The sequence below is a fragment of the Nonomuraea sp. NPDC005983 genome (assembly GCF_040614375.1).
GTDB lineage: Bacteria > Actinomycetota > Actinomycetes > Streptosporangiales > Streptosporangiaceae > Nonomuraea.
The window spans coordinates 15,962-36,085 of sequence record NZ_JBEXUP010000032.1 but is presented as its reverse complement, the minus strand read 5'-3'; the positions used below and the strand labels follow the sequence as shown (position 1 = coordinate 36,085).

Annotated in this window: 17 protein-coding genes; 5 read left to right on the top strand and 12 right to left on the bottom strand. The window is 71.4% G+C overall.

Annotated elements, in window-relative coordinates:
• Positions 1–338 precede the first annotated feature (338 nt).
• On the bottom strand, positions 339–1,568 hold the full coding sequence (locus ABZ297_RS17010; protein ID WP_355346245.1) for a hypothetical protein: 1,230 nt from the start codon (positions 1,566–1,568) through the stop codon (positions 339–341).
• The gene (locus ABZ297_RS17005) at positions 1,565–2,086 is read right to left on the bottom strand and encodes a SigE family RNA polymerase sigma factor (RefSeq protein ID WP_355346242.1); all 522 of its coding nucleotides are present in this window, start codon (positions 2,084–2,086) and stop codon (positions 1,565–1,567) included. Before ABZ297_RS17005 ends, ABZ297_RS17010 begins: the two co-directional genes overlap by 4 nt.
• Before the next feature lie 213 nt (positions 2,087–2,299).
• Here ABZ297_RS17005 and holA point away from each other — a divergent pair, with 213 nt between their 5' ends.
• Positions 2,300–3,271, top strand: a complete 972-nt coding sequence (gene holA / locus ABZ297_RS17000) for a DNA polymerase III subunit delta (RefSeq protein ID WP_355346239.1) — start codon at positions 2,300–2,302, stop codon at positions 3,269–3,271.
• A gap of 204 nt (positions 3,272–3,475) precedes the next feature.
• On the opposite strand, the gene ABZ297_RS16995 is transcribed toward holA, so the two are convergent.
• A complete protein-coding gene (locus tag ABZ297_RS16995) occupies positions 3,476–3,967 on the bottom strand; it encodes a MarR family transcriptional regulator (RefSeq protein WP_355346236.1) in 492 nt (163 codons plus the stop codon).
• A gap of 68 nt (positions 3,968–4,035) precedes the next feature.
• On the opposite strand from ABZ297_RS16995, the gene ABZ297_RS16990 reads away from it, so the two are divergent.
• Complete coding sequence (locus ABZ297_RS16990; protein ID WP_355346233.1) at positions 4,036–5,217, top strand: MFS transporter; 1,182 nt, start codon at positions 4,036–4,038, stop codon at positions 5,215–5,217.
• Here ABZ297_RS16990 and ABZ297_RS16985 read toward each other — a convergent pair.
• The 6 genes from ABZ297_RS16985 to ABZ297_RS16960 all read right to left on the bottom strand — a co-directional run bounded on the left by ABZ297_RS16985 (position 5,174) and on the right by ABZ297_RS16960 (position 14,075).
• A complete protein-coding gene (locus ABZ297_RS16985) occupies positions 5,174–5,875 on the bottom strand; it encodes an ABC transporter ATP-binding protein (RefSeq protein ID WP_355346230.1) in 702 nt (233 codons plus the stop codon). The two genes, ABZ297_RS16990 and ABZ297_RS16985, sit on opposite strands and share 44 nt — an antisense overlap.
• Positions 5,865–6,788, bottom strand: a complete 924-nt coding sequence (locus ABZ297_RS16980; protein ID WP_355346227.1) for an ABC transporter ATP-binding protein — start codon at positions 6,786–6,788, stop codon at positions 5,865–5,867. The genes ABZ297_RS16985 and ABZ297_RS16980 overlap by 11 nt, the downstream gene beginning before the upstream one ends.
• Positions 6,785–9,424, bottom strand: a complete 2,640-nt coding sequence (locus ABZ297_RS16975) for an FtsX-like permease family protein (RefSeq protein ID WP_355346224.1) — start codon at positions 9,422–9,424, stop codon at positions 6,785–6,787. Before ABZ297_RS16975 ends, ABZ297_RS16980 begins: the two co-directional genes overlap by 4 nt.
• The gene (locus tag ABZ297_RS16970) at positions 9,421–12,498 is read right to left on the bottom strand and encodes an ABC transporter permease (protein WP_355346221.1); all 3,078 of its coding nucleotides are present in this window, start codon (positions 12,496–12,498) and stop codon (positions 9,421–9,423) included. The genes ABZ297_RS16975 and ABZ297_RS16970 overlap by 4 nt, the downstream gene beginning before the upstream one ends.
• Before the next feature lie 189 nt (positions 12,499–12,687).
• Positions 12,688–12,957, bottom strand: a complete 270-nt coding sequence (rpsT, locus tag ABZ297_RS16965; RefSeq protein ID WP_355346218.1) for a 30S ribosomal protein S20 — start codon at positions 12,955–12,957, stop codon at positions 12,688–12,690.
• A 107-nt stretch (positions 12,958–13,064) separates the two neighbouring features.
• Positions 13,065–14,075, bottom strand: coding sequence for a hypothetical protein (locus tag ABZ297_RS16960; RefSeq protein WP_355346215.1), 1,011 nt, complete (start codon positions 14,073–14,075; stop codon positions 13,065–13,067).
• Positions 14,076–14,130: 55 nt separating this feature from the next.
• Here ABZ297_RS16960 and lepA point away from each other — a divergent pair, with 55 nt between their 5' ends.
• Positions 14,131–15,960, top strand: a complete 1,830-nt coding sequence (lepA, locus tag ABZ297_RS16955; protein WP_355346212.1) for a translation elongation factor 4 — start codon at positions 14,131–14,133, stop codon at positions 15,958–15,960.
• A 345-nt stretch (positions 15,961–16,305) separates the two neighbouring features.
• Positions 16,306–16,605: a hypothetical protein gene (locus tag ABZ297_RS16950; protein ID WP_355346209.1), complete on the top strand. Its 300-nt coding sequence runs from the start codon at positions 16,306–16,308 to the stop codon at positions 16,603–16,605.
• A gap of 54 nt (positions 16,606–16,659) precedes the next feature.
• On the opposite strand, the gene ABZ297_RS16945 is transcribed toward ABZ297_RS16950, so the two are convergent.
• From ABZ297_RS16945 to ABZ297_RS16935, 3 genes are all read right to left on the bottom strand, one after another.
• Entirely contained in the window at positions 16,660–17,460 is an 801-nt protein-coding gene (locus ABZ297_RS16945; RefSeq protein WP_355346206.1) for a response regulator transcription factor, read from the bottom strand.
• A 67-nt stretch (positions 17,461–17,527) separates the two neighbouring features.
• A complete protein-coding gene (locus ABZ297_RS16940) occupies positions 17,528–18,769 on the bottom strand; it encodes a sensor histidine kinase (RefSeq protein WP_355346203.1) in 1,242 nt (413 codons plus the stop codon).
• Complete coding sequence (locus ABZ297_RS16935) at positions 18,766–19,254, bottom strand: hypothetical protein (protein ID WP_355346200.1); 489 nt, start codon at positions 19,252–19,254, stop codon at positions 18,766–18,768. Before ABZ297_RS16935 ends, ABZ297_RS16940 begins: the two co-directional genes overlap by 4 nt.
• 81 nt (positions 19,255–19,335) lie before the next feature.
• On the opposite strand from ABZ297_RS16935, the gene ABZ297_RS16930 reads away from it, so the two are divergent.
• Complete coding sequence (locus ABZ297_RS16930; RefSeq protein ID WP_355346197.1) at positions 19,336–20,034, top strand: MOSC domain-containing protein; 699 nt, start codon at positions 19,336–19,338, stop codon at positions 20,032–20,034.
• The last annotated feature ends 90 nt before the right edge of the window (positions 20,035–20,124 follow it).

Here is a 20,124-nt window from a genome sequence, read left to right as displayed (position 1 = left end):
CCCGCAGTTCGCGGGATGCTCCCGCAGTTCGCGGGATGCTCCCGCAGTTCGCGGGATGCTCCCGCAGTTCGCGGGATGCTCCCGCAGTTCGCGGGACGCTCCCGCAGTTCGCGGGACGCTCCCGCAGTTCGCGGGACGCTCCCGCTGCCGCCACCTGGGGATGCCTTTCAGTGGGGGGTTCGTTTCGTTGCGGGGTGCTTGGTCGAGTGATGTCAGTTGGTTGGGGTTCGGTGTGCTGTGGGGGAGTTTGGCGGTTGGCGCCGGGTCGAGGTGGGCGTGTGGGATGTGCGCTCCGGTGCGGCTCGGCGGGTGCGTCCCGACCAGCACGCGCTGCTGTATCAGCGGGGGGCGAAGAGCGGCTCCCAGGAGCCCGGCTTCTGGCTGTTCTCCCTGAACCCGGTGAGCGGCACCGCCTGCCTGCCGTCCGCGCCGACCAGGAGCAGGCGGTTGCGGAACTCGCTGATCTCGCAGTTGTCCACGCCCTTGAGTGCGCAGGCCCAGGTGATCACGTTGTCCTCGCCCGACCAGGCGACGGACTGCTCGATCCAGTGACCGGCGACGGGCTTGAGCGGGGTGGTCCTGCCCGAGGCCACGTCCTTGACCGCCACGATCGCGCCCTTGTCGGGGCTGTCGATCATCAGCGACCGGCCGCTCGGCGACAGGCCCGCCTTCTGGTGTGTACCGGCCACGTTCGGTGGGGCCTCCTGCTGGCTTCCCTCCAGGTCGTAGAAGCGCTTGGTCAGCGGCGGTGTGCTGACGTGCTCCCAGATCAGCATCCCGTCGTGGCTCCAGTGCAGGTCGTTCCGCTGGCCGACGTCGTCGCCGGAGGCCAGCGGACGGAAGTTCGCCTGGCCGCTCTCCACGTCCACGACCGAGAAACCGGTGCGGGCGACACTCACGACCTCCGACGATAGGTTCTCGTCGACGACGCCCTGCTCGTCAGGGTTCGAGGCGTAGCTGGTCAGCAGCAGCTTCTTGCGGTCGGGAGACCACTCGACCGAGGAGGCGGGCTGCTCCAGGTCGACCCACTTCACCTGGCCATGCGGCCCCAGAATGCCGACTCGGCGCGACTGGTGATCCTCCAACACCGCGACGTACCCCCCGGCTGCCACGGCCACGCTCGCCCACGGGGACTTCTCGTAGGTCTCCGTGTCGGGGTTGTAGAGGTACCAGGTCCTGGTGAGGATCTGCCGCTTGTCGGAGATCTTCTCGGTGCTCCAGACGTAGTAGGCGTACATCGCCACCTCCGGCGTCGCCACCAGCTTGGCGGGCACGGCGGCGTCCGGGTCGGTCGACAGCTCCGGCGGTCCTGCGAGCGCGATGGCCGGACCGCCGGCGATCAAACCGTCGGTGAGGACGCGGCTGGTCTCCCCGCCCATCCCCTGGGTCGCGGTCGGGACGGTCAGAGCGGCTGCCACGACGGCCGCGGTGGCCCCTGCCATCACCGCGAACGCCTTGATCCGGTTCCGCCTGCGCTTGCCGAGCGCCCGATCGGCGAGCCTGTCCGGCACGCGCGCTTCGTCCGCCCAGCCGCTGAGGGCTTCCCTTACGACATCGTCGATGGTCATGCCATCGCCTCCCCGATGATGTTGTACGGCTCGGTCAGTTCGGGTGCCAGGGTTCGGAGCCTGGCCAGCGAGCGATGGGCGGTGCTGCGCACGGTCCCCACGGAGCAGCCCAGCATCGCCGCCACCTCGGCCTCCGGGAGGTCCTCGAAGTAGCGCAGGACCAGCACGGCCCGTTGTCGGCGGGTGAGTCTGGCCAGGGCCCGCCGTACGACGATCTGCACGTCGACGGCGTGCGTGGAGTCCTGGACGGCCCGCTCCGGTGGCTGCGCGACGGCGGTCTCCCGCCGGCCTGTGGCCCGCCGCCACAGGGAGACCTGCTGGCGGTACATCACCTGCCGGACGTAGGCCTCGGGCTCCTCCACCGTGCGCCACTTGGCGACCGTCCTGGCCAGGGCGGTCTGGAGCAGGTCCTCCGCGGCGTGCTGGTCCCCTCCGGTCAGCAGGAAGGCCAGGCGCATCAGAGAGGGGGAGCGCGCCGCCACGAAGTCGCGGAAACGTCGCTCTGCTGCGGCGTCCACGATCACCTCCATAGTTCGGTTGTCGTCCTAGAGACGCGTCCGGGCGACGGTGCTATGCCTGACCGCCAGATCGGAGTTTCCTCCCGGTGCCCGGCGTGCGGGCATCCAGGTGCCCCGCCACAGGTGCCAGGGACCGGGACGTCCCCAGCGGCCGTCGGGGGCGGCGATCGGCTGAGTTCCCGGTTGTCGGTCGGGCATGGCATGCTGCCTGACATGGCGGGAACCGATCCAGCACCTGTGACCTTGGTCGTCGGCGACGAGGAGCTGCTGGCCGAGCGGGCGGTCGGTGCGGTCGTCGCGGCCGCGCGGGCCGGCGACGCCGGTGCCGAGGTGCACGATCTCGTCGGAGGGAAGGTGGGGGTCGGGGAGCTGACCCAGCTGACCTCGCCGTCGCTGTTCGGGGACCGGTCCGTGGTGGTGATCCGGTCTGCTCAGGATCTCGTCAAGGAGACCATCGCGGAGGTCGTGGCGTACGCGGGTCGCCCGTCGGACGACACCGTGCTGATCCTGGCGCATCCGGGCGGGGTGAAGGGCAAGGCCCTGGTCGACGGGGTCAAGAAGGCCGGGGCGCAGGTGGTCACGGTCAACAAGATCACCAAGCCCGGAGAGCGGCTCGACTTCATCAAGGGGGAGATCAAGCGGGCCGGGCGGAGCATCGCCGCCGACGCCGCCCAGGCGCTGCTCGACGCGGTGGGCAACGATCTGCGTGAGCTGGCGGCGGCGTGCAGCCAGCTGGCCTTCGACACGCAGGAGAAGACGATCAACGCAGCCGCTGTCGCGCGGTATCACAAGGGCCGGGCGGAGGTCACGGGGTTCAACGTCGCCGACTCCGCCATCGAGGGCCGCCTCGCCGAGGCGCTGGAGCAGCTGCGGTGGGCGCTCGGCACGGGCGTCGCGCCTGTGCTGCTGGTGAGCGCGCTGGCCGGAGGGCTGCGCTCGCTCGCGAAGGTGGGCGGCGCGCCGCGGAATCTGCGCGGCGGGCAGCTGGCCAGTCACCTGGGGATGCCGCCGTGGAAGATCGACCGGGTGAAGCGGCAGCTGAACGGGTGGGGCCCGGAGGGGTTGTCGCGCGCCATCCAGGCGGTGGCCGACGCCGACGAGCAGGTCAAGGGCGGGGGAGCCGATCCGGCGTACGCGCTGGAGCACGCGGTCCAGGTCGTCGTGGCCAGCCGGACAGGCCGCTAGCCGACACTCGCGTGCCACGCTCCAGCCCGCGCCGCCGCGTCGATCGGCGCGGCGTGGTGTGAGGCGTGGTGTGATGCGGCGTTATGCGGCGCGGCCTGGTGTGAGGCGGCGTGATGCGTGGTGTGATGCGGCGCGGCCTGGTGTGAGGCGGCGTGATGCGACGCGGCGTCGTGGGGCGTGGGCGTTTGCGGTCGCTGTGGAAGGTCAGCGGGAGGATTCCACGTTGATCAGCAGGCGTTTGAGAAGCGCGGCGAGGACTTCCTGGTCCTCCGGCCCCAGGACGGCGACCATATCGGCCTCCACCTCGCCCCGGATCTTCATGGCGTCCATCCAGAGGTCGTGGCCCTGAGGGGTGAGCTCCACGTCCACGCGGCGGCGGTCGTCGGTGGCACGTACCCGTCTCACCAGGCCGGACCTCTCCAGGGTGTCGAGCCGCCCGGTCATCCCGGCGGGCGAGAGGAGCAGGTCGGCCGCGAGTTCGGAGGGGGTGGCCGTGCCGCTGCGGGCCACCAGGCGGTGCAGGGTCTCGAACTCGAAATCCTGCATCCCCACCTGCGCGAGTGCGGCCTCCTTGGTGTGGCGGAGGTGCTTCACGAGGAGCTGCATGCGGGTGACGATGGCCTCCGCCCGCTCGTCGAACGGCGCCTTGCCGCGCCAGCGTGCGAGATGCCGGTCGACCGAGTCTGCTGCGTCCACGTCATGGATTATACGCCAGCAAGTATTTTGTTGACGAAACATTGGCTAGCGAATTAGTGTCGGCCGTCATGACGAACCGGCTGATGATCGGGCGTGCCCTCTCCGCCCTCGCCACGGCACTGATCCCCACCACGCTCACCCTGGCCGTCCTGCGCGCCACCGGGTCCGGCGAGGACCTCGGCCTGGTGCTGGCCGCCGAGCTGGTGCCGCTGCTGCTGTTCCTGCCGGTCGGCGGCGTGCTGGCCGATCGGATGCGGCCCGAGCGGCTGGCGTTGCTCGCCGATCTCACGCGCGGCCTGTCCCAGGCGGCCATCGGAGTTGAACTGCTCCTGGGTGCCGGACGGGTGCTGGACCTGGCCGTCCTGTCGGCCGTGGCCGGAGTGGCGATCGCGTTCGGGATGCCCGCCGTGCCCCGGCTGGTGGCCACCGTGGTCCCCGACGAGCACAGGCTGCGGGTGAACGCCCGGATCGGGGTGGCCACCAGCCTGTCGGGCGTGGCAGCTCCGGCGCTGGCCGGTGGCGTGGTCCTGGTCGCCGGGCCGGGATGGGCGGCGCTGCTCACCGCGGCGGTGTTCGCCTGCTCGGCGCTCACGCTGGGCGGGGTCCGCACGCCCAGGCCGGTGCGCCTCGCGCGGGCCGGCACGTTCGGCAGCGACCTCGCCCAGGGCTGGCGCGAGATCAGGACCCGGCCGTGGTTCCTGGCGAGCGTCCTCGGTCACGGCGTCTGGCACTTCATGGCCGGGCTGTTCCTCACCCTCGGCCCGCTGACCGCCGTCAGGGAGCTCGGCGGGGAGGCGAGCTGGGTGCTGATCGTGCAGTGCGGCACGGTGGGCCTGGTCGCGGGCGTGTTCGCGGCGCCGCGGCTGCCGATCCGCAGGCCGCTGGTGGCCGTCCAGGTGGGCGCCGCGCTCTACCTGCTGCCGATGGCGGCCCTCGCCGTCCCCGCGCCCGCCGCGGTGATCGCGGGCGCGTACCTCGTGGCCATGTTCGGGCTGGGGCTGCTCAGCCCGCTGTGGGAGACGGTGGTGGCGCGCGAGATCCCGGAGCAGGCGCTGGGACGGGTACGCGCCTTCGACCAGCTCATCTCGTTCGCGTCGCGTCCGCTGGGCCTGGCCGTGGCGGTGCCGCTGGCAGGCGCGACCGGCGCCACCGGGCTGCTGTTGGCGGGCGCGGTGGCGGTGGGCGTGGCCAACCTCGCGGCGATCGTCAGGACTCCTGCGGCACGGACTCTCGAAGCACCCCGTCGCTGATCTCCAGCACCCGGTCGGCCAGCGTGATGAGGCTCGGGTCGTGCGTGGCGACCAGCGCGGTGACGCCCTCGCTGCGCACCAGAGCGCGCAGCAGCTCCATGATCTGGCGTCCGGTCTGCGAGTCGAGCTGGCCGGTCGGCTCGTCGGCCAGCAGCAGCCGCGGCCGGTTCGCGAGCGAGCGGGCGATGGCGACGCGCTGCCGCTGGCCGCCCGACAGCTCGTACGGACGCTGGTTCGCGTGCTTGTCCAGCCCGACGAGGGAGAGCAGCATCCGCACCCGCTTGTCCCGCTCCGCGACCGGGGTGCGGGCCAGCCGCATCGGCACACCGACGTTCTCGGCCGCCGACAGCACCGGGATCAGGCCGAACGACTGGAACACGAACCCGATCACGTCGCGGCGCAGCGCCAGCAGGTCGTCCTCGGCCAGCGCGGTGACCTCCTGCCCGGCCACGACGACGCGTCCCGCATCGGGCCTGTCCAGGCCGCCGACCTGGTTGAGCAGGGTGGTCTTGCCGGACCCCGATCGTCCGCGTAGCGCGATCAGCTCGCCGGGGAACGCCTCGAAGGTCACTTCGCGGAGCGCGACGACCTCCTTCGGCCCGGTGCGGTAGACCTTGCGCACCCCCTCGACCGTGACCAGGGGCGGCTCACTGCTCACTGGAAGGCTCCTCTCGCGCCGGCCAGACGCCGATGTGGTCGGACTCGAGTTCGAGGCGCACCCGGCGCTCCATCTCGAGGGCGTTCATGAAGTCGCGGGGCAGTTGCAGGCGTCCCACGCGGTCGAGCACCGCGTACTCCTCGGCGACGATCTGGCCCTCGGCGTCCTCGCGGCGCAGCGTCTCGCTGCTGGTGCGCCCGTCGCGGATGCCGATCGTGCGGTCCACCTGCTCGGAGACCAGCGGGTCGTGCGTCACGATGACCACGGTCACGCCCAGCTCCCGGTTGGCCTTGCGCAGCGCGTCGAACACCTCCCCTGAGGTGTCGCTGTCGAGCTCGCCGGTCGGCTCGTCGGCCAGGATGAGCTGCGGCTCGTTGGCCAGCGCGACGGCGATGGCGACCCGCTGCTGCTCACCGCCGGACATCTCGGACGTTCTGCGGTCTGCGCAGTACCCGACGCCCAGCAGCTCCAGCAGCTCCGTGGCGTGCCCGCGCCGCGCGCCGCCCGCCAGCTTCATGGGCAGCTCGACGTTCTCCCGCGCCGTCAGGTAGGGCAGCAGGTTGCGCGCGGTCTGCTGCCAGATGAAGCCGACGACCTCGCGCCGGTAGCGCAGCCGGTCCTTGGCCGTCATCGACAGCAGGTCCGTGCCCGCCACCCTGGCGACGCCCGCGGTCGGCACGTCCAGCCCTGACAGCACGTTCAGCAGCGTCGACTTGCCCGAGCCGGACGCGCCCACGATCGCGACCAGCTCGCCGCGCTGGATGAGCAGGTCGAGCCCCTGCAGGGCGACCACCTCGACGCCCTCGGTCTTGTAGATGCGCACCAGGTTGTCGCACACGATGTGCGCGTCGCCGCCGAAGGCGGTCTTCTCCTGCGTCGCCTTGGCCTCGAGCTCGGACAGGGTCGGGTTCAAGAGAGGTCACCTACTCGGAGTACGGCGCCGAGGTTGCGGCGACGGCTGATGGCGGTGTGCACGTACGCGCCGAGCAGCGCGACGGCGGCGAGCCCCGCTGCCAGCGCTGTCGGCGTGATCAGGTCGAGGTCGTAGTCGCCGACGGCCAGGTCGCCGGCGTAGGACGACAGGTCCACGCCGGGGCCGAGCGCGGCGGGCAGGCCGAGGCCGAGCGCGAGCCCGACCAGCGCGGTGACGAGGACCAAGGGGAGGATCTCCAGGATCGTCAGCCCCTGCGCCTGCCGGTCGGACAGGCCGAGCGTGCGCAGGAAGCTCAGCGCCCTGGCCCGGTCGGCCGCGCCGATCACCAGCATGACGACGACCGCGACCAGCGCGTACGCGGCCAGCGCCACCGTGGTGATGAGCAGCACGCCCCGGACGGACCCGGTGAGCGGATCGTCGGTGATCGCGGCCAGCGCCCCGACCTGGGTGGTCACCGTGCCCGACCCGGCGGCCTTCACCAGGGCGGCTGGGTCCGCGTCCCCCTTGATCAGCAGCGTGTTCACCATCGGACGCTGGTTCACCCCGAACGGGACGACCAGGAACTTGCCCTGGGTGAAGAACCCCGGCAGCGCGGGCACCACGCCCCGCTCGACGACCTTGGTCCGCTGCTGCCAGCCCACGTCCAGCACCCGGCGTCCGCGCAACTCGGGGGAGACCAGGGCGGGGACGCCGGAGGACGTGTCAGGCGCGGCGGGCACGCTGATCGGCGCGCCGTCGAGCAGCCGCTGCCAGCCGGCCAGGTCCACGGCGAGGATCTCCGCGGTCTCGCCGAGGTAGCCGAGCTGCACGCTGCCGGTCTGCGCGGGCACCAGCTGCTCCACGCCGGGCACCCGGCGCACCCGCTCGACGGCGTCGGCGGGCAGGTTCAGCCGGGACGTCAGCTTGATCGGCGCCCCGACGCCCTGCCACGAGGCGAGCCGCTGTGTGCTGGAGATCCCGCTGGAGATCACCGCGGCGAACACGGAGACGGCCAGCGCGGGCAGCAGGATCAGCACCGGCAGCACGCCGGCGGAGCGCGCGCGGGCGGCGGTGGTCAGCCCGAGGAACGGGACGGCGGGCCGCCTGCGCGCCGCCAGCCGCGCCAACAGCCTCAGCGGGTACGGGTAGCAGCGCATGGTGACCAGCGCGGCGGCGAGCGTCAGCGCGACCGGCACGAACAGCAGGAACGGGTCCTGCCCTTCCTCGGCCACCTGCGTCGTCAGCCCGCGGGTGCGCAGCAGGTAGGCGCCGGCCAGGGCGAGGCCGATGACCAGCACCTCCAGCGTGATCCGCCTGGCCGAGGGGGGCGCGCCCGCCACGTCGTCGCGCCGCTCGTGCAGCGGCGTGCGATGCGTGACGGCCAGTCGCGCGGCGGCGAACCCGACCGCGGTGCCCAGCACCAGCAGCGGTCCCGCGTGCACGACCGGCATCATCGGCCCCGGCACCAGGTACGACAGCGCGTACCCGGCCACCGCGGCGGGCGCGACCGCGAGCGCCACCAGCCGCGCCCCGCCGCCCGCCACCTGCCGCAGCGAACCGCCGCGCGCCCGGACCAGGGCCAGCGCGCCGTCCATCCGGTCCACCAGCAGCTGCACCCCCAGGACGATCACGCCGAGCGCGACCACCAGCAGCCCGCCGAGCACCAGGAACATCACGGTCTGCGCGGTGGCCAGCGCGGTCAGGAAGTCCGACAGCAGCTTGGGCAGGCCGGTGTCCAGCCGGTACTGGCTGCGGGAGAACGCCGACCCCGCGCCGTTGTCGGCCGCGTGCAGCGTGACCGTCTTGGCCATGGACGCGACGGCCGCGCCCAGTTCGGGGACGTCGAACGAGCCGCCGGCGGCCGGGGCGATCGGCAGGACCCAGCTGTACGTCAGGTTGCGGTCGGCGCCGCTGAGCGCGGCCAGGGCGGAGTCGGGGATGAGCGCGGTCGTGTACTTCTCACTGTCCACCTTGCCCGGCGGCACGACCTCGATGGCGTGCAGGATCTCGCTGTGGTGGGTCCAGTAGGGGTCGGCGGGGTCGTTGGCCTGGAACACGCCGACGATTTTGACGGCCGCTGGATGGGTCTCACCGATGATCTTGGTCTGGCCCACCTGGAGGCCCATCACGGAGCGCGCCTCGTCCACGATGCCCACCTCGTACAGCGGGATGCTCGCCCCGTTCCATCGCGTGCTCCCGGTCGCGCCCGGCGCCCTGCCCGCGACCCAGGAGACCCGCTTGTCGGCGTCGGACAGCCAGCCGAGGTTGATGTAGGTGGACCCGCCCGCCCCGTTGACGGGCGTGTTGAACGTCTCGGCGCTCATGTGGCCGGTGCCCGTCCCCGGCGGCGACACGAGCGGCTTCAGCGCGGCGGGGACGAGCCCGCGGAACTCCTTGTCCCTGGAGTCGAACTGGCCGCGCTCGCGCAGGTCCTCCTCCGCGCCGTGCGACTCGAACCGCACGGTCAGGTCGACCTGCTGGGCCAGCGCCGACCGCAGCGTCCGGCGCAGCGCGTCGTCGAACGAGCCCTGCATCGCCCGCGGCAGGCCCGCGACGAGCAGGCAGGCGCTCAGCGTGAGCACCGACAGCACGGCCACCACGCCCAGGTGCACCCGGGCAAGCAGCAGGGTCTTCACTGATCCTCCAGGACGCGGCCGAGCCCCTGCCTGCGCAGGTTGCGCGCGAGCACGGCGACGATGGCGAACAGGACGGCGGCCACCAGCACCAGCATCGCCGCGGTCGCCGCCCACGGGATGTCGAGCACCACGTCGGGGGTGACGGCCGAGGCCTGCCCGGTGAGCACGATGTGCGGCACCACCAGCGTGCCGACGGCGACCGCGAGCACGGTGCCCGCCACCAGCGACAGCCCGATGACGAACGTCTGCTCGATCGCCAGCAGGCCGAACACCTGCCTGAAGCTCACGCCGAGTGCTCGCAGGATGGCGAACTCGGCCATCCGCTCCCTGGCCGCGACCGTGGCGTTGACCAGGAACCCGAGCGCCGCGAACACCAACGCCGCCAGGAAGCCGAGGATCAGCGCCCCCTGCAGGCCGCTGGCCAGCGGGTCGTCCTGGAGGGTCGCGGCCAGCTCGCGCTGGTCGACGGCGGTGACGTCCCATTCGGGCTTGGCCTTGAGCGCCTGGCTCGCGGCGGTGCCGGTGGTGGCGAGCCACCACTCGGTGGCGGGCCTGGGCAGCTGGGCCGCCGCCAGCCCGTGCTCCTGCAGGGTCGCCCAGTCGGCCAGGACGGCGGACTGGTCGGGCGTGGTGGTGGGCATGCGCTCGACCACGCCCGCCACCTTCACCTCGATGATCCTGCGGTCCAGGGTGACCCGGCCGACCTGGCCCGCGTCCAGCTTGAGGGTCTTCGCGAGGTCGGCGGTGAGCAGCACGGGCAGCGGCGCGACCCGGGCCGGCGGGAAGGCGGCCACGACGGGGTGCGATCCGGTCGCGCGCAGCGTCGCCGGGGGCGGGGTGAACGGCCGGCCGTCGGCGCTCAGGCCGGTCAGAGTGACGTCCACGCCGCCTTCCTGCGGCGGGTTGGCGATGAGGCCACGGACCGACAGCGGGTAGGTGATCTTCCCGTTCCGCCCGGCCAGGGCCTTCAGGTCCACGTCCAGCCGGTTGTCGCCCGCCTTCAGCATGCCCAGGGGGAGCTCGCGCCAGACGCCCAGGGCGTCGGCGAGCACCAGCCTGAGCGGGACCTCGCCGCTCGCGCGGGCCTCGACCGTGAGCCGCGCGGGACTGCCCGGCACCGTAACCCCGCCGACCCCGCCGTTTTGGCCGCGCGCCGAGACCAGCGCCCGGCCCAGCTCCGGGACGGGCTGCGCCGACAGGTCAGGACGGAGCTGGAACAGCTCGCCCAGCTTGGCGGCGTCGAGGCCGAGCAGCACGGCGTCCTCGCCGCTCAGCTCGACCTGCCCGCGGAAGGCGGGGGAGGAGGCCGTCACGCCCGGCAGCGCGGCGAACGCGGTGCCGCGCCCGAACGTGCCCAGCTCGGGACCGTCGGGCGGGCCCGACAGCCGCAGGTCCGCCCCCGCCTGGTGGCGGGCCTGGTCGAGCTGCGAAGAACGCCAGGTGGACGCGGTCGCCATCGACACGATCCCGATCGCCACGGCCATGGTCAGCAGCAGCGTCGGCCCCGCGTACTTGAGCGGGCGCCTGCTCACCTGCCAGGCCCCCAGCGCCGGCGCCAGCGTCGGGCGCCTGGACGTGATCCGCTCCGCCACCTTCGAGATGCGCGGCACCAGGCGCAGACCCAGCATGCCGCCGGTCAGCAGCGCCAGCGCGGGCCCCGAGATGATGAGCGGGTCGATGCCCAGCGCGCCGCTCGCGGTGGTGGTGACCGGCGCGCCGTAGTGCTGGAGCTGCCAGATGGCCAGCCCGGCGACGACGAGCAACGCCAGGTCCGCGCCCGCCCGCTCGACCAGACCGCGCCCGCCGCTGCGCCCGCGTGCCGCCTGCTCCTCGATGTAGGTGCGGCGGGCGCCCGCCAGCGCGGGCAGCACCAGGAGCGCGGCCGAGGCGAGGGCGACGCTGATCGAGACCAGGAACGTCCCGAGATCGGTGTCCGGCGCCAGCCGCACCCCGGACGCACTGATCCAGGGCAGCGCGTTGACCAGGGCGAGCAGCGGCGGCCCGAGGAACGGCGCGACGATCGCGCACGGGATCGCCACCAGCAGCGCCTCGCTACCCGCCAGGACGGCCAGGCGCACCGTGCCCGCGCCCCGCGAGCGCAGCAGCGCGACCTCCATACGCCGGTGGTCGGCCAGCAGTCGCGCGGTGAGCATGAGCGCGTACGCGGCGAGCAGCAGCAACTGCAGCACCGGGATCAGCATCGTGGACCTGGAGACCAGCGCGGCCGTGTCGAGCTGCGACAGGATGTTCGGCAGGCGGCTCTCGGCGGTGCAGGCCGGGCAGCCGTTGCGCTTCAGCTCCTCGCGCAGTTGCGCGACCCTGGCCGCGAACGGCCTGAGCTGCTCCGGCGTCAGCGCGCGGAGGTCGGGCACCGAGGTCCAGGTCGCGGTGACGTTCGTGGCGAACCGGGCGAGGAACGTCTCGCGCGGCACCATCAGCGGGCCGTAGGTGGTGTAGTCACTCACCGTCACGCCCCTGCTGAGGAGCTGCTCGCCGGCCCAGCGGTCGCCGAACGGGTCGTTGAGCTGGAACACGCCAGAGATGCGGACTTTGACCGCCTTGTGGTCGAGACGGCCCTCGGTGCTGATCTCCTGGCCCGCCTTGAGGCCGGTGGCGGAGGCCGCCGACAGCGAGATCGCCGCCTCCACGGTGTCGCCGGACGCCTTCGGCCAGGCCCCGGAGACCAGCTTCGCGTGCTGGTCGAGGCCGTCGTAGCTGCCGAACTTGAGCAGTTCGGGGGTCTTCCGGCCCTCCTGGCCGGGCAACGTGTAGGAGTCGGAGGCGAAGCTCGTCGTGATCGCGGCGGGCGCTCCGGCGTACGCCTTGCCCACCTGGGCGCGCACAGCCTGGTCGAGCCTGGGGAACGTCTCGGACGTGACGGGCGCGGCGATGCTCGCGGCCACCTGCCTCAGCGACGCGGTCTCCATCGTGCGGCGGACGCCGACGTCGGCGATGGACGTGGCGTACATGGTCAGCGCGACCAGCGTGGTCGTGGCCAGCAGGATGGAGCCGAACGCGGCCAGCAACAGCAAAGGCTCGCTGAACGCCCGTTTGACGACCAACGGCCCCCGCATATGACCCCCTTCACCCCGTTTAGTGCACTTTTGGGGAAGGAGGGGGCCCAGGGCAAGAGATCTTGGTAAGGGTGACACACCCGAAACGGCGTGGCGATCCGGATGTGATATTGAAACTGTTACACAAACCAGACGAAAACAAGAACGCCGCACCCCGATCAACGGGAGTGCGGCGCCTGGGTGTAGCTGCTACTTGACGGCCAGCGCGGAGACCTGCTTGGCGATCGCCGACTTGCGGTTGGCGGCCTGGTTCTTGTGGATGACGCCCTTGCTGGCAGCCTTGTCGAGCTGGCGGGCGGCGGCGCGCTGGAGCGCCGTGGCCTGCTCGACGTCGCCCTGCTCGGCGGCCTCACGGAACTTGCGGACGGCCGTCTTCAGGGACGACTTGACCGCCTTGTTGCGCTGGCGGGCCTTCTCGTTCTGCTTGTTGCGCTTGATCTGGGACTTGATGTTCGCCACGAAGAAGCCTCGGTGAAAGTCTGGTGATGGATGGGGCGCGCGGGCTCGAGAGAGGGCGCGCCACACGCAGTTGAACAGGTTACCAATAACCCAGGTGGCCGCTCAAATCAACGGCCTGGGTCAGGGTTTTGGATAACCCATTGCGAAGTGTACTCCCGCCAGTCCTCCTCCGTGGCGGCGAAGTCCACGTACAGGGCCAGGCCGAAGCGCTCGCGCGGGCCGTGGTCCGACAGGGCCAGCCTGGCGCCCCGGGCCGCCATGGCGACGCTCTCGGCGTCGTCGGACCAGCTCAGGCCGTGGTCGTGGTAGGCGGGGGCGCCGACGAACAGCGACCTGCCCTGCGGGACGAGGTCCAGCGCCAGGGCGGCCTGCCGTGCGACGTAGCCGCCGTAGAGCGACTGGGTGAGGGTGCCCGAGTCGTACGTCATGATCGCCACCTGGTCGACGCGGGCCACCACCTGCCTGAAGAACCCCTGGGACCAGTACTTGTCGTGGCCGAGCAGCGCCCTGGCCGCCGGGCGCATCAGGGGATAGGGCTCGATCTGCGGGGTGGACGTGGAGAGCAGCCCGGTCAGGCGCCTGGTCTGGTCGAGGAGGGCGAGGAAGTCCGTGTCGCCGTCGCCGATCGGCTCGAAGTTGTAGTGGACGCCGTCGAAACCGGCCCGCATGACGTCGGCGACGCCGTCCAGGACGTTCTGGCGGGCCTTGGGGGCGTCGAGGTCGAGGCCGTTCTTGACGGCCTGGCCGAGCCAGGCGGAGAGGCGGACGCCGGGCAGGTACTTCTTACCCCATTGGACGAAATTTCGGGCGTTGGGGTATTTGGCGGGATCTAGGCGGCCATCCCACTCGAACGGGCCGGAGTGGACGTACAAGTCCCTGATGCCGGTGGACCTGAGCCTGGCCGCCAGACTCTGGAAGTCCTGCTCCGTGCGGCGGCCGTCCACCCAGGCGTGGCCGAGCCAGAGCGCGTCGTTGCCCGTGCTCTTCGCCCAGGCCGCCGGGGCACCGGTAAACTGAAGCCGGAGCGCGCCGGCGAGGAGGCCGAGCAGCGCGACCACGACGACCAAGGCAAGCGCGAGCAGGCGCAGGCCGCGGCGGATGACGGTTCGGGCAATCACCCGGGCATGTCACCATGAAAGACGCTTGACCTCAACCCTGTCGAAACGGACTTCGGTGCGCACTCAGCCTGGCCAGACCGACCCCGCGTTGATCCGGAACTTCTGCATCATCGCGCACATCGACCACGGCAAGTCGACCCTTGCCGACCGGATGCTGCAGATCACCGGTGTCGTCGACGAACGCTCCATGCGCGCGCAGTACCTCGACCGGATGGACATCGAGCGCGAACGCGGCATCACGATCAAGTCGCAGGCCGTCCGCCTACCGTGGGACGGTCACGTCCTCAACATGATCGACACGCCCGGCCACGTCGACTTCACCTACGAGGTGTCGCGGTCGCTGCAGGCGTGCGAGGGCGCGATCCTGCTGGTCGACGCCGCCCAGGGCATCGAGGCGCAGACCCTGGCCAACCTCTACCTGGCCATGAACGCCGACCTGCACATCATCCCGGTGCTCAACAAGATCGACCTGCCGGCCGCGCAGCCGGAGAAGTTCGCCGAGGAGCTCGCTGGGCTGATCGGCTGCGACCCGTCCGACGTCCTGCGCGTGTCGGGCAAGACCGGCGTGGGCGTGCGCGAGCTGCTCGACCACGTCGTCCAGACCGTGCCCGCGCCGGTCGGCGACGCCGACGCGGCCGCCCGCGCGCTGATCTTCGACTCGGTGTACGACACCTACCGCGGCGTCGTGACGTACGTCCGGGTGGTCGACGGGCACCTCGGCAAGCGCGAGCGCATCCTGATGATGTCCACCAACGCCACCCACGAGACCCTCGAGATCGGCGTCATCTCGCCCGAGCCCAAGCCGTCCGACCTGGGGCTGGGAGTCGGCGAGGTGGGCTACCTGATCACCGGTGTGAAGGACGTCCGCCAGTCGCGCGTCGGCGACACCGTCACCTCGGCCGCCAAGTCCGCGAGCCAGATGCTGGCGGGCTACGAGCACCCCAAGCCCATGGTGTTCTCCGGCCTGTACCCGATCGACGGCGACGAGTACCCCGAGCTCCGCGAGGCGCTCGACAAGCTCCAGCTCAACGACGCCGCCCTGATCTACGAGCCCGAGACCTCGGCCGCGCTCGGCTTCGGCTTCCGAGTCGGCTTCCTCGGGCTGCTGCACATGGAGATCGTCCGCGAGCGGCTGGAGCGCGAGTTCGGCCTGTCGCTGATCTCCACCGCTCCCAACGTCGTCTACCGCGTCGTCATGGAGGACGGTTCCGAGCTGACCGTCACCAACCCGTCCGAGTTCCCGTCCGGCGGCAAGATCGCGCAGGTCTACGAGCCGGTCACCAAGTCCACCATCCTGGCGCCCGCCGAGTTCATCGGCGCCATCATGGAGATCTGCCAGGGCCGCCGCGGCAACCTCCTCGGCATGGACTACCTCTCCGAAGACCGCGTCGAGATCCGCTACACGCTGCCGCTCGGCGAGATCATCTTCGACTTCTTCGACCAGCTCAAGTCCCGCACCCGCGGCTACGCCTCGCTCGACTACGAGCCCGCCGGCGAGCAGGAGGCCGACCTGGTCAAGGTCGACATCCTGCTGCAGGGCGAGGCGGTCGACGCGTTCAGCGCCATCGTGCACAAGGACAAGGCGTACGCGTACGGCGTCGAGATGGCCAAGAAGCTGCGCGAGCTGATCCCGCGGCAGCAGTTCGAGGTGCCGATCCAGGCGGCGATCGGGGCCCGGGTCATCGCCCGCGAGAACATCCGCGCCATCCGCAAGGACGTCCTGGCCAAGTGCTACGGCGGCGACATCTCGCGTAAGCGGAAGCTGCTGGAGAAGCAGAAGGAAGGCAAGAAGCGGATGAAGATGGTCGGCCGGGTGGAGGTCCCCCAGGAGGCCTTCGTCGCCGCGCTGTCCACGGATTCGAGCGTCGACAAGACCAAGAAGTAGCCTTTCCGGACGCCCGCGGGCGTGTTCGGCCACAGGTCGAGCACGTCCGGGCGTTCGGCCACAGGTCGAGCACTGCGGGGCGTTCGGTTGCAGTCCCAGCACGGCGGGGGCGTCGAGGAGCCTGCGGGGCTCCAGGTCCTCCTCCCTCCAGCCGTCCGTGGGGCCTGGCGGCCAGGTAACGCACGCGCTTCTGCCGCTGGCCGGGTGGTCTCCTCTCGTCCGGCCCTTTCTCGTTTCAGCCCTCTCGTTCCAGCGCTTTCTCGCGAGAACCCCGATGGTGTCGGGGATTCTGTCGGTGCGGCCCTCTATCTTCGGAGCCGAACACGTGTGCGACTGGAGGGTCTCGTGATTGCTTCTGAGCGATTCGAACGTGCCGCAGTACTGGGGGTCGCGGTGGCCGAGGAGACCCGGCGGCTGCTGAGGCTCCACCTGTCCCCGGCCGAGGCGTCCGACGACGGCACCGTGCTGGTCGACGTGCCGTACCCGGATGCCGCCGTGGTCAAGGCCGTGCTCGACGTCGCAGCGGAGTGCTTCGGCGAGCGGGGTGCGTCGGCGGAGGAGTCCCGCCAGGCGGCGCTCGAAACGCTGTTACAGCTCGCGGGCTTTGACGCGGAATCACAACTGAACACCTCCGACGGCCGGTAGCCTGCCGCCGTGCCCTCACCGCCCACAGGCTCCACGGAGACGACGGAGGCGAGGTCAGGTCGCTGCCAGGCCGTGCCGGTAGGCGTAGGTGACCGCCTGGGCCCGGTCCCTCAGCCGCGCTTTGGCGAAGAGGTTGTTGATGTGTGTCTTGACGGTGGCCTCGGTGACGTAGAGCCGGGCGGCGATCTCCGCGTTCGACAGCCCTTCGGCGATGAGCCGCAGCACCTCGACCTCACGAGGCGTCAATCCGTCAGGAAGCGGGCCATCGCCGCCACGGTGCCGAACGGTCCAGGCAGAGGGTGGCGTCCCGGGGCGGGATGCGGCCGCGTCATGGGGTGGGCCCTCGGCGTCGGAGCGCGGGGCGCTCGTGCGCGCGGAGCCCGGCGGCTGCGTGTCGGGACGAGGCTCGGAGCCCCGAGGCGAGGGGTTCGGGTGGGTTATGGAGTCGAGGAGGCGTCGCTGGACGGCCGGGTCAAGCTGGGCGTCGCCCCGCACGACGGTGGCGACCGCCTTGGCGATCTCGTCGGAGTCCGCGCTCTTGGTGAGGAAGCCGCGCGCTCCCGCCCTGAGCGCCGCGAACACCGACTCGTCGTCCGCGTACGTGGTGAGCACCACCACCTGGGTCCCGGGGTACTCAGCCCGGATCCGCCTGGTGGCCTCCACGCCGTCCATGCGCGGCATCCGCAGATCCATCAGCACGACGTCCGGACGCTGCTCCGACACCATCCGGAGCGCGCCTTCACCGTCGCCCGCCGATCCGACGACCTCGATCCCGGGCAGCAGCCCCAGCACCAGCACCAGCCCCTCACGGACCACGGTCTGGTCGTCGACCACCACCACCCTGACGTTCGTCACGAGCACCACCGTCGACGCGGGCGAGCGGATGAACGGGGCATGCCCTCCTTCTGGCGGTGGCGGGAGGTCACGCCGGCACCTTGAGGTGGACACGGAAGCCGTTCGGCGTCTCGCCGGCCGTCAAGGTGCCGCCCAGGAGTTCGGCGCGTTCACGCATGCCCATGAGGCCATATCCTCCCCCAGGGTCGCCCGGCGCCGACGCGGCGGGGTTGGTGACCTCCAGGTCGCAGGAGCGGGTGGCGAAGGCGAGGCGGACGGCGGCGGGCCGGCCAGGGGCGTGGCGCCGGACGTTGGTGAGGGCCTCCTGGGCGGTCCGGATCAGGGTAAGCTCCGTTTCCGGCTGGAGGCGGCGGCGCGTCCCCGTGATGCACAGCGTGCACGACTGGCCGGTGGCGGTTTCGAAGTCGTCGGCCAGAGTTCGCAGGGCCGACGGGAGCGCGGGCGGGTCCTCGCGAAGGGCCGACACCGCCCTGCGCGCCTCCTCCAGCCCCGACTTCGCCAGGTCGCGCGCCTGCACCACCCTCTCCAGGGCCTCGTCGTTCCGCTCCGCCCGCAGCAGGAGCTTGGCGCCCTCCAGGTGGACGATCTGCGCCGAGAGGGAGTGGGCGAGGATGTCGTGGATCTCCCGGGCGATCCTGGCGCGCTCCGCGAGGACGGCCTCCCGAGCCTGGACCGCCCTGGCCGCGCGGCGCTCCTTGATGGAGTACATCACCAGGAACACCACGCCGATGCTGAAGATCAGGCTGAGGTCGCGGTCCAGTTGGCCGGAGTCTGCGCCCGACACCAGCAGGCCCGTCGCGGCGAGCGCGACGATCGGCAGCGCCTGCGCCAGCCGGTACCGGGCGCCTGCCGCGCCGACGCAGAAGTACAGCACAGCGATGGCGGGGCTACCCTCCGCCACCCAGTCCAGGACGATCGACAGGACGACGCCGAGGCCGAGGGCGATCAGCTTGACCGGCACGCCGAGCAGCGTGGCCGACGAGAACCTGTTCAGCGACGCCGCCACCCCATCGACCCACGAGCGCCCAGGCTCCCCTGGCGTCCGTTGTACGGATGGTCCCGGCACCACACCACCGTCGAGCGACGGAGCGGACATCCCTGCCGGGTGAGGGGCTCCATGGGCTGGTGGGGCGGACGGGAGTACGGCGACGAGCAGCGTCAGCACCACGGACGCCGTCAGCAGGGTGGCCCCGAGGCCCTCGCCCTTGAGGCTCAGGCCAGGGTGAGACCCGCTCTGCGCCACCACGAACAGCGCGATCGCCCCCAGCCGGAGTACGGTGGCGGCGATCCTGCTCGGCTCGGGGGTCATCTCACGAAGCTATCCTCTCGCCTGGTCTCGCGGGCCAGGGCCTGTCCCCGCCAGGCGACGAGAAGGGCCTGGACCCCCACCGTCAGCCCCATGAAGAACAGGATGCCGTTGGTCGAGGAGGCGAGGCCGAACAGCGTCCCGGCGTAGTAGAGGCCGACGCGGGCCACCACCGAGCCGGCCCACGCCAGCATGGTCCAGCCGGTGGCCTTCGACCAGGTGACCCCTGCCGCGTCCATCCAGACGCGGACGGTCGCGGCGCGGACCGCTCCCAGGGCGACGGCGGCGACGCTCTCGACGACCAGCAGTGTGATGCTGATGGTCAGGTGACGAGTGTCGATCAGGGCCCCGTTCACCAGCCCGAGCACGATCATGGCTCCGGCGACGTAGACCAGGCCGCTCCTGGCCGTGGGACGGGTCATCATCTGCCGGTACACGACGAAGGCGACGGCGAGGAGGATGAGGGCGGGGGCCAGAATCGGGTCCATGCCTGAGAAGGTAGGAGCCAGGGGGTTCCTCCGGATCGGCCCGGGGGTTGAGGCGAGGATCTCCACCCTGGGGTGGAGAGCATGGCGAATATCCGATCGCCGTCCGACGAGCTCGCGGTTACCGTCAAGAGCATGCGCATCATCTCGGTCAATGTCGGCAAAGCGGTCGACGCAGAGTGGGCAGGCAAGCTCCTGCGTACCGCCATCGACAAGACCCCGGTCACCTACCGGGTCGAGGTGCGGGCGAACGGGCTGGCCGGCGACGAGCGCGCGGACCTCGCCAACCACGGCGCCCCCAGCCACGCCGTCTACGCCTACGCCAGGGAGGACTACGACTGGTGGGAGCGGCAACTCGGTCGTGAGGTGCCCGACGGCCGGTTCGGTGAGAACCTGACCGCCTCGGGGCTCGACGTCAACGGCGCGCTGCTCGGCGAGCGGTGGCGGATCGGCACCGCCCTGCTGGAGGTGAGCGGGCCACGGGTGCCGTGCGTGGTGTTCAGGAACTGGATGGACGAGCCGGGCTGGGTCAATCGGTTCACCCGTGCCGGACGTCCCGGGGCGTACCTGAAGGTCGTGGAGACCGGCGAGCTGGAAGTGGGGGACGAGGTGGAGATCGTGTCGCGTCCCGAGGGGAGCGTGACGGTGGCCCAGTCCTTCCTGGCCTTCCACGGCGACAAGGAGCTGATGCGCCGCGTCGTCGCCTTTCCCGGGCACGACAGCGCCTGGGACGAGGCGGCCAAGCGGGTCCTGGGCACCGGCTCCGATCTGACGCCGACCTGACCGGCCCTGGCGGTCGCGGGCGGTGACAGGCAGCGGCGCCACCGGCCCGCCGTCGCCGGGGCCCTGCTGCGCTGAACCCCCGACCCTCAG